At 71.3% G+C, this 16,206-nt stretch carries 11 protein-coding genes; 8 read left to right on the top strand and 3 right to left on the bottom strand.

What is annotated here, in order from left to right; all coding sequences use genetic code 11:
• Positions 1-9: 9 nt before the first annotated feature.
• The 3 genes from ACE3SG_RS00575 to uraH form a co-directional block, all read right to left on the bottom strand.
• The gene (locus ACE3SG_RS00575; RefSeq protein ID WP_374561917.1) at positions 10-4,509 is read right to left on the bottom strand and encodes a PA14 domain-containing protein; all 4,500 of its coding nucleotides are present in this window, start codon (positions 4,507-4,509) and stop codon (positions 10-12) included.
• A gap of 177 nt (positions 4,510-4,686) precedes the next feature.
• On the bottom strand, positions 4,687-5,880 hold the full coding sequence (locus ACE3SG_RS00570; RefSeq protein ID WP_374561916.1) for a urate hydroxylase PuuD: 1,194 nt from the start codon (positions 5,878-5,880) through the stop codon (positions 4,687-4,689).
• A gap of 8 nt (positions 5,881-5,888) precedes the next feature.
• Positions 5,889-6,236: a hydroxyisourate hydrolase gene (uraH, locus tag ACE3SG_RS00565; RefSeq protein ID WP_374561914.1), complete on the bottom strand. Its 348-nt coding sequence runs from the start codon at positions 6,234-6,236 to the stop codon at positions 5,889-5,891.
• A 391-nt stretch (positions 6,237-6,627) separates the two neighbouring features.
• Between uraH and ACE3SG_RS00560 the strand changes: the two genes are divergently transcribed.
• The 8 genes from ACE3SG_RS00560 (at position 6,628) to ACE3SG_RS00525 (ending at position 16,070) form a co-directional block, all read left to right on the top strand.
• The gene (locus ACE3SG_RS00560) at positions 6,628-7,389 is read left to right on the top strand and encodes a GntR family transcriptional regulator (protein ID WP_374561913.1); all 762 of its coding nucleotides are present in this window, start codon (positions 6,628-6,630) and stop codon (positions 7,387-7,389) included.
• The gene (puuE, locus tag ACE3SG_RS00555; protein WP_374561912.1) at positions 7,386-8,324 is read left to right on the top strand and encodes an allantoinase PuuE; all 939 of its coding nucleotides are present in this window, start codon (positions 7,386-7,388) and stop codon (positions 8,322-8,324) included. Before ACE3SG_RS00560 ends, puuE begins: the two co-directional genes overlap by 4 nt.
• 5 nt (positions 8,325-8,329) lie before the next feature.
• Positions 8,330-10,102 (top strand): 2-oxo-4-hydroxy-4-carboxy-5-ureidoimidazoline decarboxylase, encoded by a 1,773-nt coding sequence (gene uraD / locus ACE3SG_RS00550; protein ID WP_374561911.1) that lies wholly within the window; start codon positions 8,330-8,332, stop codon positions 10,100-10,102.
• The gene (locus ACE3SG_RS00545) at positions 10,099-11,340 is read left to right on the top strand and encodes a M20/M25/M40 family metallo-hydrolase (RefSeq protein WP_374561909.1); all 1,242 of its coding nucleotides are present in this window, start codon (positions 10,099-10,101) and stop codon (positions 11,338-11,340) included. The genes uraD and ACE3SG_RS00545 overlap by 4 nt, the downstream gene beginning before the upstream one ends.
• Before the next feature lie 110 nt (positions 11,341-11,450).
• Positions 11,451-13,355 (top strand): DUF1631 family protein, encoded by a 1,905-nt coding sequence (locus ACE3SG_RS00540; protein ID WP_374561907.1) that lies wholly within the window; start codon positions 11,451-11,453, stop codon positions 13,353-13,355.
• Entirely contained in the window at positions 13,352-14,230 is an 879-nt protein-coding gene (locus ACE3SG_RS00535; protein ID WP_374561905.1) for an urease accessory protein UreD, read from the top strand. The genes ACE3SG_RS00540 and ACE3SG_RS00535 overlap by 4 nt, the downstream gene beginning before the upstream one ends.
• 221 nt (positions 14,231-14,451) lie before the next feature.
• Positions 14,452-15,330 (top strand): BadF/BadG/BcrA/BcrD ATPase family protein, encoded by an 879-nt coding sequence (locus tag ACE3SG_RS00530; protein ID WP_374561903.1) that lies wholly within the window; start codon positions 14,452-14,454, stop codon positions 15,328-15,330.
• Positions 15,327-16,070 carry a GntR family transcriptional regulator gene (locus ACE3SG_RS00525; RefSeq protein ID WP_374561901.1) on the top strand — a complete coding sequence of 248 codons (744 nt, stop codon included), beginning with the start codon at positions 15,327-15,329 and terminating at the stop codon, positions 16,068-16,070. The genes ACE3SG_RS00530 and ACE3SG_RS00525 overlap by 4 nt, the downstream gene beginning before the upstream one ends.
• The last annotated feature ends 136 nt before the right edge of the window (positions 16,071-16,206 follow it).

The following is a 16,206-nucleotide window of genomic DNA, read 5'->3' as shown; positions in this document are numbered from 1 at the left end:
GCTAACCGGTCAGTTGGCGTACAGCTTGTCGGCGGGGACGGCGACGTAGGTCGGGGCCCCCGGCGGCTTCCAGCGCAGGTGAATCTCGGCCGGGCCGCTGTTGTCGAAATACTCCAGCGTCACCGCCACGCGCTGGCCGGCGGTCAGCGCGATCTTCTTCGAGGTGTTGGTGGTCGTGGTGTGGGTGGTCCAGTTGGCGATCAGCTTGACGCCGTTGACCCACAGCCGAACGCCGTCGTCCGACGTGGTCTGGAAGAAGTAGTTGCCGGTCGTCGGCACCTCGAGCGTGCCGGTCCAGCGGGCCGAGAACAGGTCGCTGTGCACGCCGGGGCCCGGCGCGGCGGTGCCCCAGTCGAAGTCCACCGCTTCGACGCGCGTCAGCACCGGCGTGCCGGTCAGCTTCTTGTTGTTGAAGTACTGGCCTTGCAGCCCGGTGCCGGGCGCCGGCGCGGCCGTTTCTTCGCTGCCGATCTCGCGCAGGTAGGCGACCAGGTTGTTCAGGTCAGCGGTGTTCAGCACCACGCCGCTGTGGGCCGCCACCGCCGCCTCCAGGGTCGGCGCCGATCCATCGTGCAGGTAGGGTGCGCTGGCCCACACGTCGCGCAGCGTCGGGATGTCGATGCCGGTCAGCGGCCCGCCCAGGCGTTGGCCGCTGGTGGGCTTCAAGGTGCCGATGTCGACCAGGCCCATCGTCGCCGAGTTGGTGAAGCCCGCGCCACCGTGGCACAGCGCGCAGTTCTGCGTCTTGAACACGGCCTTGCCGGCCAGGGCGGCGCTGCTCAGCGCACCGTTGGCCGGGCGGTTCGGGCTGGCATCGAACGCCGAGAGTGAGCTGACATACGCGGCCAGCGCGTCGAGGTCGGCGCTGAGGCCGGCCTTCGAGTCGCCCAGCGGCTGGCTGCGGGTGCCGGCAAAGTAGGCCGCGTCGCTCATCAGGCCCGTGCCACCGGCCAGGCGCCGGATCTGGCCTTCGAAGTCCTGCAGCTCGTCGAAGTTGCCGCTCCAGTGCATCAGGCCTTGGCCCATCGCCGCACGGCCGCGCAGGTTGATGGTGTTGCGCAGGCCTTCGCCGGCGTCGCTCAGGTCCCAGACGCGGCCGTCGCTGCCGCCGTCGTGGTGGCAGGCGGCGCAGCTGATGTAGCCGTCGCGCGCCAGGCGCGGGTCGCGCGCATCGTGGAACAGCTGCTTGCCCAGCAGCACCTGCGGCGACAGCGGCTCGTTGGCGACGCTGGCCACGGCCGCCGCGAGCGGCGGCACGCTGAGCTGGCCCTGTTGCAGCAGCGGGCGCAGGCCGAAGGCGTCGATCGACCGGTCCATGTAGTTGCTGACGAACAGCGTCAAGCCATCGGGCGACAGCGCCAGCCCGCGCGGCGCGCGGCCCACGTTCAGCCGCAGCAGCTGCTGGCGCGAATGGGCGTCGAGCAAGGCCACCTCGCGACTCGTTTCGAGCGCGACGAACAGCAGCACGCCGCTGGGGTCGAACAGCGCGGCGCTGGCCAGGCCGGCGTTGTCATGGTCGATGCGGCCGGCCAGGTCTTCCTGCTGGCTGGCCAGCACGATGCGCGAGCTGATCGCCCGCATGGTGTTCTGGAAGTTCAGCGGCAGGCCGTCGCGCTGCTGGCCGCGCGCCACGTTGTCTTGCTTGGACGGCACGAAGGCCTGGCTGCCGTCGGGGCTCAGCGCTGGCGCGCCCAGGTAGTTCGGCAGGCCCCGCCCCTGGTTCTCGAAATCGGGCTTGTCGCTGTGCTGCAGCACGATCGTCTTCGCCAGGCTCATCGCCGACGCATTGACGACCCAGACCTCGCCGCCGTTGGCCGGCGTGGGCGCAACGGTGGCGGTGGCTTCGCCCGGCAGCGGCGCACTGACGAAGCGCGAGACGTAGACGCTGGCGCCATCGCCGCTGATCGCCAAGCCGCCGGGCTGCGGCCCCAGCGCCAGCAGGCCGGTCTGCGCGAAGCTGCCGGTGTCCAGCCGCATCAGCTGCCCGGTCGCCGACAGGCTGACAAAGGCCTGCGCCCCGGTGGGTGACATCACGATGCCTTGCGGCTGCGACGCGCGCGGCATCATCAGCGTGGCGATCACGCCGAGCGTGGACGGGTCGATCACGCTGACGCTGGCGCCGCGCTGGTTGGTGACCCAGAGGCGCCCATCGGCCGCGCGGGCCAGCGCTCGCGGCGAGGCGCCCACGGCGATCTCGGCCAGCTTGTTGCGGCTGGCTGCATCGAAGACGCTGACGCTGTCGCTGTCGGGGTTGACGACCCACAGCCGCGGGCTGCCGCCGGCCGGCACTTCGACCAGCAGGCCGGTCGACGATGCCGGCTGTGCGCCGCTGACCGGCAGCTGCACCCGCTGCACGAAGCCCTGGCTCAGTTGGCGGCCGGTACCGTCGCGCACCGTGACGGTGACGTTGAAGACCCCCGCGTGGTCGTAGACGTGGCTCGCGTGGCCATCGGCAGACCACGCCGTCTCGGCCGTGCCGTCGCCGAAATTCCACTTGAACTGGACCTGGTAGCCGCTGGCCGCGGCGACCACGTCGAGCTGGCTGCCGCTGACCGCCAGGCCGGGCGGCAGCAACGATTCGAGCAGCAAGGGCACGCTGCCGCTGACATCCCACACCACGTGGACACTGGCGTTGTTGTAGCCGTCGCTCACCGCCAGCGTGACATCGAAGCTGCCGGTCGCCGTCGGGCTGCCGGTGATGCGGCCGGTGTCGGTGTCGATCGCCAGGCCCGGCGGCAGGCCGGCGGCGCTGTAGTGCAGCACATCGCCGTTGGGGTCGCTGGCGCTGAGCGCCAGGTCCACCGACGCGCCCAGGCTGCTGCTCTGGTTGCCGGGCGACGCCAGCGCCGGCGTCACGTTGGGGTTGGGGTTGGCCGCCACACCGAGGTTGAGGATGCGCGCGGTCGACGGCACGCCAGCGGCATCGAGCACGAACAGCATGTAGTAGCCCGGCGGCACCTCGGCCGCGTGCGTGGGCGCCTGGGCGTAGAGGCGGTTGCCCTCGCTGCGGAACGGCAGCTCGAGAAACCGCTGGTCCATGTTCCAGCCGTGCGTGACGGAGCCGGTCTTGATCAGCACCACGCGGCTGATCGCGCTGCTGCTTTGCACGTCGATCGAGATCGTCTTGCCGACCTGCAGGTAGTCGGGCACCGCGGTGATGGCTGGGCGGGGCGCGGCCTGGCCGTCGGCGGTGAAGAGGTACGGCGGCTGGTAGATCTCGGCGTTCAGGTTGCTCAGCGGGCCCGGCGCCCCGCCGCCGGCCACCAGCACCGTGGCGTCGGGCAGCAGCAAGGCGGTCGAGTGGTACAGCCGCGGCACCGCGCCGGCCGCGCCCAGCGTCCACTGGCCGGTCTGCGGGTTCCAGATCTCGGCGTTGAGGGCGGCGTTGCTGGCGTCGTTCCAGACCGGGCTGCCGCCGGTCGCGAGCACACGGCCATCGGGCAGCACGGTGGCGGTGGCCAGCCGGCGCTGCGACGACATCGTGACCATGCCCGACAGCACCGGCGCCTGGCCGTTGATGTCGATCACGATCGACTTGTTCGAGAAGCCGCCGAGCTGCAAGATGCGGCCGGGCCGGAACATCGCCGCGGTCGCGTCGGCGCCGATGATGCCGTCGCCGATCTGCCCGGCCATCGTCAGCACACCGCTGGCGGTGTCGACGTAGTACATGTGGCCGAAGGTGTCGAAGCCGAAGACCCGGCCGTCCGGCGCGACGAAGTTGCGCGGGTAGTAGAAGTCGAGCCCGCTGGTGTCGGTGGCGAGCAGGCGGTAGCTGCCGTCGGCGCCGCGCACCTCGGGGTGGTCGGTGCCGCCCCAGCCGCCCTGCAGGTAGACCTCGCCGTTCTGCAGCACCGTCGAGCTGGCGTACCAGCGCGCGACGCGGGTGTCGGCACCGCGGGTCAGCGTGTTGGACTGCGGGTCGAAGATGCTGCTGCGGCTGTTGCCGGTGTTGGTGGTGCTGTCGCCGACCCAGTTGTCGCCGTTGGAGATCACGACCTGCGGCGCCGCGCCGTTGCCGTTCAGCGGCACCAGCACCTGCGAGCTGCAGAACAGGTCGGTGGCCGTCAGGTTGGGCAGCGTCAGGTGGCCTGCGTCGGGCGCCTGGGTGCTGTCCCACACGTCGTAGACGAAGTAGCCGGTCTGCTGGCCGTCTTGCTTGGTGCCGTAGCTCATCACCCGGCCATCGGGCAGCAGCACCGCATGGATCGCGATCAGCGGCCAGTTGTACAGCGGCGAGAACACGCCCTTCTGTGCCGCGTCGGCCGGGATGTTGGTGCCGTCCGGCAGGCCGAGCGCGCGGCTGCGGGGGGTGGTGGCAGCCGCCTGCACCGGCGCCGCTTCAGCCTGCTCGGCCCGCTGCACGCCAGCGTTGCGCGCTTCAGCGCTGTCGTCTTCGCCACCGCCGCAGGCGTTGAGCAGGGCCGCGGCGGCCAACAGCCACGACCACGCCGCCACGCGACCAGCGCGTGCTGGCCGGCGCGGAGCCAGGCCTGTTGCCTTGCGGTTCATCAAAAACACCCTCCAGCGGCCTTTAGAAAGGCTCGATCAAGCGAAGGATGGTCCGCCGTTCAGGACATCGGCACTATCCCCAGGACACGGGGGCGGCCCACACAATAAGTTGATGAACTGGGGGCAGAAGTGATCGGCCCGGGCGGTGGCGTGGCGTCGAAGCGCCGGCCGATGGTGTCAGGGCTGCCCGGCGTCGTACCAGCGCTGGATCAGTGCCCGCTCTTCTTCGGTGATCTGGGTCGCGTTGTTCAGCGGCATCTGCCTGAGCAACACCGCCTGCTGGTAGATCGCCTGGGCGTGCTGGCGCACCAGGGCCTCGGTGTGCAGCGCGACGTTCTTGTTCTGCACCTGCGCGTTGTGGCACAGCACGCAGCGCTGCTGGATCACCGCCTGCACCTGCACGAAGCCCACCGCCGCGGGCGCCTGGCCGGCGGCCGGGCCGCGCTCGGGCATCAGCGCTATGGCCAGGCCCACCAGCAGCAGCACGCCGGTGGCCGCCGTGCCCCAGGGCGGTGCAGTGCCCAGGCGCTTGGCGGCATGGCGCGCGACAAAGAAGTGGCGGATCAGCGCCCCGGCCAGCATCAGCACCAGCAGCACCAGCCAGTTGTGCCTGGCCTGCACCAGCCAGCCGTAGTGGTTGGACAGCATCGCCACCAGCACCGGCAGCGTGAAGTAGGTGTTGTGCACGCTGCGTTGCTTGCCGCGCTGGCCGTGCACCGGGTCCACCGGCTGGCCGGCGCGCAATTGCGCCACCACCTTGCGCTGGCCCGGGATGATCCAGAAGAACACGTTGGCGCTCATCGCGGTGGCGATCGCCGCGCCGGTCAACAAGAAGGCCGCGCGGCCGGCGAACCAGTGGCAAGCCAGCCAGGCCGTCAGCGCCACCAGCAGCAGCACCGCGAGGCCGACGTTGCGGTCGCCATGCGCCCCCTGGCCGAGCAAGCGGCAGGCCGCGTCGTAGGCCAGCCAGAAGACGACCAGAAAGCCGAGCGCCACGCCCACCGCCGCCGCGGGCGACCAGTCGAACACCGTCTTGTCGACCAGGAAGTGGCCGGCGTTGAACAAGTACAGCACCGTGAACAGCGCGATGCCGGTCAGCCAGGTGCTGTAGCTTTCCCAGTAGAACCAGTGCAGGTGGTCGGGCAGCGTCTTCGGCCCGGTCGGGTATTTCTGCGGGTGATAGAAGCCGCCGCCGTGCACGGCCCACAGCTCACCGCCCACGCCTTTGGCCTTGGCGTCGGGGTCGCTCGGCGGTGTCAGGCTCGCGTCGAGAAAGACGAAGTAGAACGACGAGCCGACCCACGCGATCGCGGTGATCACATGGGTCCAGCGCAGCAGTAGGTTGACCCAGTCGAGCCAGTACGCGTCCATTCAGTGCCCTATGAGCCGCGGTAGGTGGAATAGGACCAGGGGCTCGCCAGCAGCGGCACGTGGTAGTGCGCGGCGGCGTCGGCGATGCCGAAGTCCAACACCACGTCGCCGAGGAACGGCGGATCGGGCAAGGCGACGCCCTGGGCGCGGAAGTAGTCGGCCACTGCGAACACCAAACGGTAGCGGCCGGCCGTGAAGGCCGGGCCGGTCAGCAGCGGGCCGTCGGCGCGGCCGTCGGCGTTCAACACCAGTTCGCGCAGCGGTGCCGGCTCGCCCGTGCGCCACAGCGCCACCGCCATGCCGGCAGCGGGTCGACCCTGCATGGTGTCGAGCACGTGGGTGGTGAGCTGGCCCATGGCGAAGTTGGCAGCGCGGGCTAGTGTCCTTTCCCGCAAATAGCTGCCGTTGCGACGGGCCGCAATGGGGATGATCGCGAGACGACGAGCCGGGCAGATACCGGGTGGTATCTGCCCGGCTTGGCGGCGCTGCGAGCGCCCCATTTCGGCCCGCCCTTCGGGTTCGACCAGATGGCGCGCTCGCGCGCCCGGCCATCAGGGCAGATACGCTGGGTATCTGCCCAGCCGTCCGAACGCACGATCATCACCATCTGATCGAATCTCAATGGCAGTTATTTGTGGGAAAGGACACTAGTGGCCGCCGGTTGTGGCGATGGCCGCAAAGTGTATACACTTTCGCATACACCGCAAGCCGTTCGACGCCAGCTCGCCGCTTGATCCACCCTGCCCCATGGCCCCGCGCAGCCCCAGCCTGAAGGTGATCCGCCCCGCCCGCGCCGCCGTGCGCGTGGCAGACGATGCCGACGCGCAGACCACCACCCGCCGCATCGTCGACGCGGTCAGCGCCGCGATCGTCGAACGCCGGCTGATGCCCGGCACCAAGCTGGCCGAACAGCGCATCGCCGACATCTTCAAGGTCTCGCGCACCGTCGTGCGCCAGGCGTTGAACCAGCTCTCGCGCGACCGGCTGATCGTGCTCGAACCGGGCCGCGGCGCGTTCGTGCGCCAGCCCAGCGCCGAAGAGGCGCGCCAGGTCTTCGAGGCCCGCGCGCTGGTCGAAGCCGGGCTGGTCAAGCAGCTGTGCGCCCAGCTCACCGAGGTGCAGCTGGCGCGCCTGCGCGCGCACTTGGCCGACGAGGCCGAAGCGGTCGCGCGCACCGACGTGCCCGGCCGCACGCGGCTGCTGGCCGACTTTCATGTGCTGCTGGCCCAGTTGCTGGGCAACGAGGTGCTGGCCGAGCTGATGAGCGACCTGCTCTCGCGCTCGTCGCTGGTCTCGCTGATGATGCAGTCGGCCCATTCGGCCGAAGAATCGCATGCCGAACATGTCGCCATCGTCGAGGCCTTGTCACGGCGCGACGCCCGCGCCGCCGCCAGGCTGATGAGCGGCCACCTCGGCAGCGTCGAACGCAACCTGCGGCTGCACCCGCGCAGCGGCGATCTGGCCGCGGCGCTGCAGCCCGCTCCTCCACCGAAGAAGAAGCGCGCATGAGCTACCCCAGAGACCTGCGCGGCCATGGCCGCCACCCGCCCGACGCGCAATGGCCGGGCCAGGCCCGCGTCGCGATGCAGTTCGTGCTGAACTACGAAGAAGGCGGCGAGAACTCGGTGCTGCATGGCGACGCCGGCAGCGAGCAGTTCCTGTCCGAGATGGCCAGCCCTGCCAGCTACCCGGCGCGGCACCTGAGCATGGAGAGCATCTACGAATACGGCTCGCGCGTCGGCGTCTGGCGGTTGCTGCGCGAGTTCGAGCGGCGCGGCCTGCCGCTGACCGTGTTCGGCGTGGCGATGGCGCTGGAGCGTTGCCCCGAGGTCACCGCCGCCTTCGTCGAGCTGGGCCACGAGATCGCCTGCCACGGCTGGCGCTGGATCCACTACCAGAACCTCGACGAAGACATCGAGCGCGAGCACCTGCAACGTGGCCTGGCGATCACCACGCGCCTGATCGGTGATGCGCCGCTGGGCTGGTACACCGGCCGCGACAGCCCCAACACCCGCCGCCTGGTCGTCGAGCACGGTGGGCTCGAATACGACAGCGACTACTACGGCGACGACCTGCCGTTCTGGCTGCAGGTGCGCAAGAGCGACGGCGCGCTCGCGCCGCACCTGGTCGTGCCCTACACGCTCGACTGCAACGACATGCGCTTCGCGCTGCCGCAAGGTTTCAGCCACGGCGACGAGTTCTTCCAGTACCTGCGCGACAGCTTCGATGTGCTGTATGCCGAGGGCGCCGACCACCCATCGATGATGAGCATCGGCATGCACTGCCGCCTGCTCGGCCGGCCCGGGCGGCTGCGCGCGCTACAGCGTTTTCTCGACCACGTGCAGGCGCACGACCGGGTCTGGGTCACGCGGCGGATCGACATCGCGCGCCACTGGAAAGCCACCCACCCCTTCGACGCCGACACCGCCTTTGTCTGGGAATGACGCGGATGCTGAGCCTGGCCACCCTGAACACCGCCGCGACGGCGCGTGAATTCGCCGCGTTGCTGGACGGCGTCTATGAACACTCGCCGTGGATTGCCGAGGCGGCCTGGGCCCGGCGCCCCTTGGCCAGCCTGGCGGCGCTGAAGCATGCGCTGGCCACCGTGGTGCGAGAAGCGCCGGTCGAGGCCCAACTCGGCCTGATCCGCGCCCACCCCGAGCTGGCCGGCAAGGCGATGGTCAGCTCGCGCCTGACCACCGAATCGACCGGTGAACAAAACCGCGCCGGCCTCACCGACTGCAGCCCCGAAGAGTTCGACACGCTGCAGCGTTTGAACGCCGCCTACAACGGCAAGTTCGGCTTCCCGTTCATCCTCGCGGTGCGTGGGCCGCGCAGCATCGGGCTGAGCCGGCGCGAGATCATCGAGACCTTCACCCGCCGGCTCGACAACACCCCGGCCTTCGAGCGCGCCGAGTGCCTGCGCCAGATCCACCGCATCGCCGAAATCCGGCTGAACGACAAGTTCGGCGTGGTGCCGCTGCAAGGCCGCCAGGCCTGGGACTGCGCCGAGCTGCTGGCCCGCCACAGCGATGTGCACGGCGAGGGCGGCGACGCGGTGCTGACGGTGACCTACCTGACCGACGCGCACCAGGCCTGCCAGGTGCAGCTGCTGCGCTGGATGCAGGACTGCGGCTTCGACGAGACGCGCGTCGATGCGGTGGGCAACGTGGTCGGCATCTACCACGGCAGCGACACCCACGCGCCGCGCCTGCTCACAGGTTCGCACTACGACACCGTGCGCAACGCCGGCCCATACGACGGCCGGCTCGGCATCTTCGTGCCGTTGATCGCCGTGCGCGAGCTGCACCTCGCCGGCCGCCGGTTGAAGCACGGCATCGAGCTCGTGGCCTTTGCCGAAGAAGAAGGCCAGCGCTATGCTGCCACCTTCCTCGGCTCCAGCGCGTTGACCGGCAGCTTCACCCCCGCCTGGCTGGACCAGGTCGACGCCGACGGCATCGGCCTGCGCGAGGCCATGCGGGCCGCCAGGCTGCCCGCGACGATCGAGGCCATCGCGGCCGAGCAACGCGACCCCACGCGTTACCTCGGCTTCGTCGAGGTGCACATCGAGCAGGGCCCGGTGCTCAACGAGCTGGATCTGCCGCTGGGCATCGTCACCTCGATCAATGGCAGCCGGCGTTTCGTCGGCGAGGTGATCGGCACCGCCAGCCATGCCGGCACCACGCCGATGGACCGCCGGCACGACGCGGCATTGGCCGTGGCCGAGCTGGCGCTGGTGGTCGAGCGCGCGGCGCGGCGCGAGCCGGACCGTGTCGGCACCGTCGGCATGCTCAACGTGCCCAACGGCTCGATCAATGTGGTGCCGGGCCGCTGCCAGTTCAGCCTGGACCTGCGCGCGCCCACCGACGCCGCACGCGACGCGCTGGCCGACGAGGTCACCGGCGCGCTGCAACGCATCGCCGACGCGCGCGGCCTGCGCTGGCGCCTGACCGAGACCATGCGCGCCTCGGCCGCCCCCAGCGCCCCGGCCTGGCAGGCGCGCTGGGAGGCCGCGGTGCAGTCGCTCGGCCTGCCGCTGCACCGCCTGCCCAGCGGCGCCGGCCACGACGCGATGAAGCTGCACGACGTGATGCCGCAAGCGATGCTGTTCGTGCGCGGCGGCAACTCCGGCATCAGCCACAACCCGCTCGAAAGCGTGACCGACGACGACGCCCAGCTCGCCTTCGACGCCTTTCGCCAACTGCTGGAAGGACTCGCATGAGCCACGTGCACGAAGCCCTGGACACCTGGATCGACACCCACTTCGACGAGGAGGTGCGCTTTCTGCAAGCCCTGGTGCAGGTGCCGACCGACACGCCGCCAGGCGACAACGCGCCGCACGCCGAGCGCACCGCCGCGCTGCTGGCCGAGATGGGGCTGCAGGCCGAGCGCTTTCCGGTGCCCGCGGCCGAAGTGCAGGCCCAGGGCATGGTCTCGATCACCAACCTGGTGGTGCGGCATCGGCTGGGCCAAGGCGGCCTCACGATTGCACTGAACGCCCATGGCGACGTGGTGCCGCCGGGCGACGGCTGGGCCCACCCACCGTATGGCGGGGTGATCGACAAAGGCCGGCTCTACGGCCGCGCCGCGGCGGTCAGCAAGAGCGATTTCGCGACCTACACCTTCGCGCTGCGGGCCCTGGCCGCGGTCGCACCCACGCTGCATGGCGCGATCGAGCTGCACTTCACCTACGACGAAGAGTTCGGCGGCGAGCTGGGCCCGGGCTGGCTGCTGCGCCACAAGCTGACGAAGCCCGACCTGTTGATCGCCGCCGGCTTCAGCTACCAGGTGGTCACCGCCCACAACGGCTGCCTGCAGATGGAGGTCACGCTGCACGGCCTGGCCTCGCACGCGGCCTACCCCGAGACCGGGGTCGACGCGCTGCAGGCCGCCAACAAGCTGCTGACCGCGCTGTACGAGCACAACACGCTGCTGCGCCTGCGCCGCTCGCAGGTGCCGGGCATCACCCACCCTTACCTCAACGTCGGCCGCATCGAAGGCGGCAGCAACACCAACGTCGTGCCCGGCAAGGTGGTGCTGAAGCTGGACCGCCGGATGATCCCGGAAGAAGACGCGATCGAGGTCGAGGTCGAGCTGCGTGCGCTGATCGCCGAGACGGTGGCACAGTGCCCCGGCATCCGGGCCGATCTGCGCCGGCTGCTGCTGGCCCGCTCGCTGAAACCGCTGCCCGGCCACGAGAAGCTGGCGGCCACCGTGCAGCAGCACGCGCAGGCCATCTTCGGTGAGCCGATCCCCTGCTGCGGCACGCCGCTGTACACCGATGTGCGGCTGTACGGCGCGGCCGGCGTGCCGGCGGTCATCTACGGCGCCGGGCCGCGCACGGTGCTCGAAAGCAATGCCAAGCGGGCCGACGAACACCTGCTGCTCGAAGACCTGCGCCGCGCGACCCAGGTCGTCGCCCGCACGCTGGCCGACCTGCTGGCCGAAGGCGCGGCGTGAAAGCCGGCACACCCGGGCGCGCGGCCGGCAACAGGCGGGCAACGCACCGGCGGTGACAATCGGCGCGTGCCCCGCAGTACCCTGTGAGCGTTGACCCACGCCGCCTGCCGATGAGCCCTGCCCCGTCCCCCGCCGCGCCCGCCGCCAGCGCCACGCTGTACCAGCGTTACCTCGCGCAATGCCAGGCCGACGCCGCGGCGCTGCTGGCCCAGGTCTGCCGCGAGGCGGGTGCGGCGCCGGCCGGCGGCAGCATCTGGGTCACGCCGGCCCAGCGCCAGGCGCGGCAAGAGCTGCCGCAACTCGCCACCGCCTGGGCCACCCAGCTGTGGCAACCGGTGGCCAAGGCGCCGGCGGCCAGCGCACCGATGCCGTTCTTCGCCAGCGGCTTCAATGTGCCCAGCGGCCTGGGCTTGATGTCCGACGACGACGTCGACGAAGACATCGAATCGACCCGCGCCGTGCAGGCGATCGAGGGTACGGCCGAATGGTCCTTGCGTGACCTGCGCAGCCGCCTGGCCAGCGCGCCCCCGGTGGCCGGCGCGGCGCGCGACGACACGCTGCCGCTCGGCCCGGCGCGTGTGGTCGGCGCACTGTGCGCCACCCTGCACGGCGCCGGCCTCAACCCCGCCGTGCGCCTGGCCGCGCTGCGCACCGTGGCCGACCCGCTGGCCCACGCGCTGGCGGGCCTGTACCAGCAGCACGCCGAGATGCTGAACGACTGGGGCCTGCAGCCGGCGCGCTACACGATCCGGCGCGAGCCCGAGGCCCGCCCGGCCGCCGGGGCCCGCCCAGGCGGCCCCGGCGCGGGCGGCCACAGCGTCGGCGTTGCCAGCGGCCAGATCCCGGCGCTGCTGGCCCAGGTGGCCGGCGAAGCGGGCCTGAGCACCGGCATGCAGGCGCTGATGGCTCGGCTGGCGGCGCCGGTGGCGCGCAGCGTGGCGGCCGACCAGCGCCTGCTCGATTCGGTCGACAACCCGTTGTGGCGGCTGGTCGATCGCCTGGCCGCGCTCGGCCAGCTCGACACCGACGCGACCCCGGGCAGCCTGCAGCTGCCGCTGCACCTGCGGCTCGAGCCGATCATCGCCCGCCTCGAAGCCGCGGCCCAGCCGATGCCTGCCGAGCGTTACGCGCAGGCCCTGGCCGAGGCCGAGGCCGAAGCGCACGACGTGGCCGACACCGGCGCACGCAGCCAGACCTCGACCGGTGGCTGGCAGCTGGGCACCGCGCCACTGCCGCTCGGCGCCACAGCCGCCGAACCCCCACGGCACGACCTGGAGCCCGTGATGCGGGCGCAGATGGCCGCCCGCCTGCGCGACGACCCGGTGCTGGCCGAGGTGCGGCAGTTTCTGCTCGGGCCGTGGCTGCAGGTCGTCGTCAAGGCCTATGCCGAGCAAGGCGAAGAAGCACCCGGCACGCAGCGGGTGCTCGGCGCGGTCGAGTCGCTGATCGAAGCCGGCAGCTACCGCCGCCGCACGCCGCTGAGCCGGGCCGAGCTGGACTGCCTGCGCATGGAGGCCGAAGACGGGCTGCTGAAGATCGCCCGCATGCCCGGCGACCGCGTGCAGCAGCATGTGATGGACCTGACGCGGGCGCTGGCCACCTGGCCGCGGCCCGCACCCGACACCGAATTCAGCGCCCTGCTCGACGAGCACGACGAGGTCGCCACGCCCGATCCCGACGCCTGGCCCAGCCACGACGAGCTGGCCACGGTGCCGATCGCGCTGGACGCGCACAACCCCGACGAACGCTCGCTGCGCGACTGCGAGGCCTGGCTCGACAGCCTGGCCGCCGGCGACATCTGCCGCATCCAGCGCCAGGGCCAATGGGCCACGCTGCGGCTGAACTGGCGCAGCGACACCGGCACCTACTTCGCCTTCGGCAACTCGACCGGCCTGGCCTTCGGCTCCAGCCGGCGCGTGCTGGGCCGCATGCGGCTCGAAGGCCTGGCGACGACCATGGCGCGCGGCCAATGGGTGCGCCGCGCCGTCGACACGCTGCCGATGGCGCTCGAATGAGCGCCACGCTGGCCGCGGGCGGGCCCACCGCTGACGCCACCGCCGGGTGGCGCGGCCGCCTGGCCATCGACTACCGGCGCGACGGCGACCGCACCGTCTCGCACGACGTTCACGAAGGCCCGCTGCGGGTGCTGCAGCGCCTGTACCCGGAGGGCCCGGGCATTTGCCACCACGTGCTGGTGCACCCGCCCGGCGGGCTGGTCGCCGGCGACGAGCTCGACGTGACCGTGCAGCTCGCCCCCGGCAGCCACGCCGTGCTCACGACACCGGGTGCGGCGCGCTTTTACCGCAGCACCGGCGCGCCCGCCGTGCAGCAGGTGACGGCCCGCCTGGCCGACGGCGCGCGGCTCGAATGGCTGCCGCTGGAGACCATCGCCTACCGCGGCTGCCAGGCCCACAACCGGCTGCGCTTCGAGCTGGCCCCCGGCGCCCAGATACTGGGCTGGGACATGCTGGCGCTGGGCCTGCCCGCAGCGGGCGAGCCCTTCGACAGCGGCGTGGTCGAGCAGCGGCTCGAATGGCCCGGCGTCTGGCTCGAACGGGGCCGCATCGCCGCCGCCGACACCGCGCTGCTGCAGTCCCCCCTCGGGCTGGCCGGGCACGGCGTGCTGGCCACGCTGTGGTGGGCCAGCGGCAGCCCATTGGGCACCGCCCAGCGCGACGCGCTGCTCGACAGCGCCCGAGCCCGCTTCGCCGAGCACCCGGCGCTGGCCGGCCACGCCGGGGTCAGTGCGCTGGATGCGCGGCTGGTCGTCGCACGGGTGCTGGCCCACCGCGTCGAGCCGGTGTTCACGCTGTGGCGGGCGGTGCGCGAGCAATGGCGTACGCTGGGCTGGGGCCTGCGCGGCGAGGCGCCCAGAATCTGGCGCACCTGAACACCCCGTGAATACCTGCTGAACACCGCCGAACAACCGGTGCCAGCCGGTGGGCATCGATGGTCTCTAATTGGTATTAATACCAAGATACCCCGGCAACTTTCCCGATGCCGACGGATCGGCAAACCGGGGAGGCAATACCACGTTGACCCCGGTCAGCTCTGGTACTATACTGGTATCAGACCAATTCACTGGAACTGCCACCGGCAGGAAATCACCTCGTGACTGTGAGCTTCCTCATCGGCGTTGACGGCGGCGGCACCGGCACCCGGGCCCGGCTGTGCAACGCCAACGGCCAGGTCCTCGCCCAGGGCGAGGCCGGGCCGTCCAGCCTGTCGCATGGCGTGACCGGCGCCTGGCAGCAGATCATCCAGGCGGTCACGCAGGCTTTCGCCCTGGCCGGCCTGCCCACCGCCGCCTGGCGAGACTGCGCGCTGGCCGCTGGGCTGGCCGGCGTCAATGCGCCCGAACAAGCGGCCGAATTCAAGGCCCACAACCCCGGCTTTGCCGAACTGGTGGTCGACACCGACAGCTTCACCGCGCTGGTCGGCGCCCACGGCGGCCAGCCCGGCCTGGTGCTGATCGCCGGCACCGGCAGCGTGGCCGAGGTCTGGCATGCCGACGGCCTGCGCCGCATCGCCGGCGGCTGGGGTTTCCCGATCGGCGACGAAGGCGGCGGCGCCTGGCTCGGCTTCGAGGCGGTGCGCCTGGCCCAGCAGACGCTCGACGGCCGCGCCAGCCCCGGGCCCTTGTCGCGGGCGGTGTGCGCCGCCACCGGCACCGATGCCGACACGATGCTGGGCTGGTGCGCCCGCGCCAACCAGACGGCCTACGCGAGCCTGGCACCGCTGGTGTTCGATCACGAAAAGACCGATGCGCAGGCCGCCGCGCTGCTCGACGCCGCCGTGCTGTCGTTGGCCGCACTGGTGCGTGCGCTCGATGCCGCCGGTACGCTGCCGGTGGTGTGCAGCGGCAGCGTCGCGCGCCGCCTGCAAGGCCGCCTGCCAGCCTCGCTGCGCACGCGCTGCCGTGACCCCCAGGGTGACGCCGCCGACGGCGCGCTGCACCTGCTGCGCAAGAAGCTGGCGGAGGCCCCATGATCAACGGCTTGCCCTTCGAGCTGCGGCCCGACGAGCGGACCACGGTCCCGCTGTACGTGCAGCTGTCGCAGAAGATCGCCCAGGCCATCCGCGCCGGCCGCTACCAGGCCGACGAGGCGCTGCCGTCGGAACGCATGCTGAGCGAATCGCTGGGCCTGTCGCGCGTCACCGCCCGCAAGGCGATCGACCAGCTGGTGGGCCAGGGCCTGGTGGTGCGCAAGCGTGGCTCGGGCAACTACATCGCGCCGAAACTGGAGCAACCCTTGACCCGGCTGACGAGCTTCTCCGAAGAGCTGCAGCAGCGCGGCTTCCGGCCGTCGTCGCGCTGGCTCAAGCGCGCCTTGACCGCCGTCTCGCCCGACGAGCAGTTGACGCTGGGCCTGTCGACCGGCGCCCGCGTGGCGCGGCTCGAGCGGCTGCGCCTGGCCGACGATGTGGTGATGGCCTACGAGGTCAGCGTGCTGCCCGAGCAGATCCTGCCGGACCCGGGCGCGGTCGAGGCCTCGCTCTATGCCCATCTCGAACACAGTGGCAAGGCGCCGGTGCGAGCCTTGCAGCACCTGCGTGCGCTGAATGCCGATGCGACGCTGGCCCAGCGCCTGAACGTGCCCACCGGCCAGGCCGTGCTGCACATCAGCCGCGTGGGCTATCTGGAAACCGGCCAGCCGGTCGAGCTGACGCAGTCGTACTGCCGCAGCGAGTACTACGGCTTCGTCGCCGAAATGCGACGGGAGCCATGAGCCCCCACGCCCCCTTCCGGGGGCTACCTTGCAGGCCGCGCCGAGCCAGAGGCTCGGCCCTGAGGCAGGCACGAACAGTCCTCAGGACTGTTCATGTCCGGCCTCAGCCCCCCGAGGGGACCCGCGCACGCCACTT

Origin of the sequence: Ideonella sp. (assembly GCF_041914305.1) — a bacterium.
In the GTDB taxonomy this organism is placed as follows: domain Bacteria; phylum Pseudomonadota; class Gammaproteobacteria; order Burkholderiales; family Burkholderiaceae_C; genus Ideonella.
This window is presented reverse-complemented; position numbering and strand designations above follow the sequence as displayed.

What these genes read in the sequence shown, in the direction of transcription:
- ACE3SG_RS00535 (WP_374561905.1), top strand. Translation starts at nt 13,352, where the DNA reads ATGAGCGCCACGCTGGCCGCGGGCGGGCCCACCGCTGACGCCACCGCC.
- uraD (WP_374561911.1), top strand. Translation starts at nt 8,330, where the DNA reads ATGCTGAGCCTGGCCACCCTGAACACCGCCGCGACGGCGCGTGAATTC.
- ACE3SG_RS00575 (WP_374561917.1), bottom strand. Translation starts at nt 4,509, where the DNA reads ATGAACCGCAAGGCAACAGGCCTGGCTCCGCGCCGGCCAGCACGCGCT.
- ACE3SG_RS00540 (WP_374561907.1), top strand. Translation starts at nt 11,451, where the DNA reads ATGAGCCCTGCCCCGTCCCCCGCCGCGCCCGCCGCCAGCGCCACGCTG.
- ACE3SG_RS00545 (WP_374561909.1), top strand. Translation starts at nt 10,099, where the DNA reads ATGAGCCACGTGCACGAAGCCCTGGACACCTGGATCGACACCCACTTC.
- puuE (WP_374561912.1), top strand. Translation starts at nt 7,386, where the DNA reads ATGAGCTACCCCAGAGACCTGCGCGGCCATGGCCGCCACCCGCCCGAC.
- ACE3SG_RS00560 (WP_374561913.1), top strand. Translation starts at nt 6,628, where the DNA reads ATGGCCCCGCGCAGCCCCAGCCTGAAGGTGATCCGCCCCGCCCGCGCC.
- ACE3SG_RS00525 (WP_374561901.1), top strand. Translation starts at nt 15,327, where the DNA reads ATGATCAACGGCTTGCCCTTCGAGCTGCGGCCCGACGAGCGGACCACG.
- uraH (WP_374561914.1), bottom strand. Translation starts at nt 6,236, where the DNA reads ATGGGCCAGCTCACCACCCACGTGCTCGACACCATGCAGGGTCGACCC.
- ACE3SG_RS00570 (WP_374561916.1), bottom strand. Translation starts at nt 5,880, where the DNA reads ATGGACGCGTACTGGCTCGACTGGGTCAACCTACTGCTGCGCTGGACC.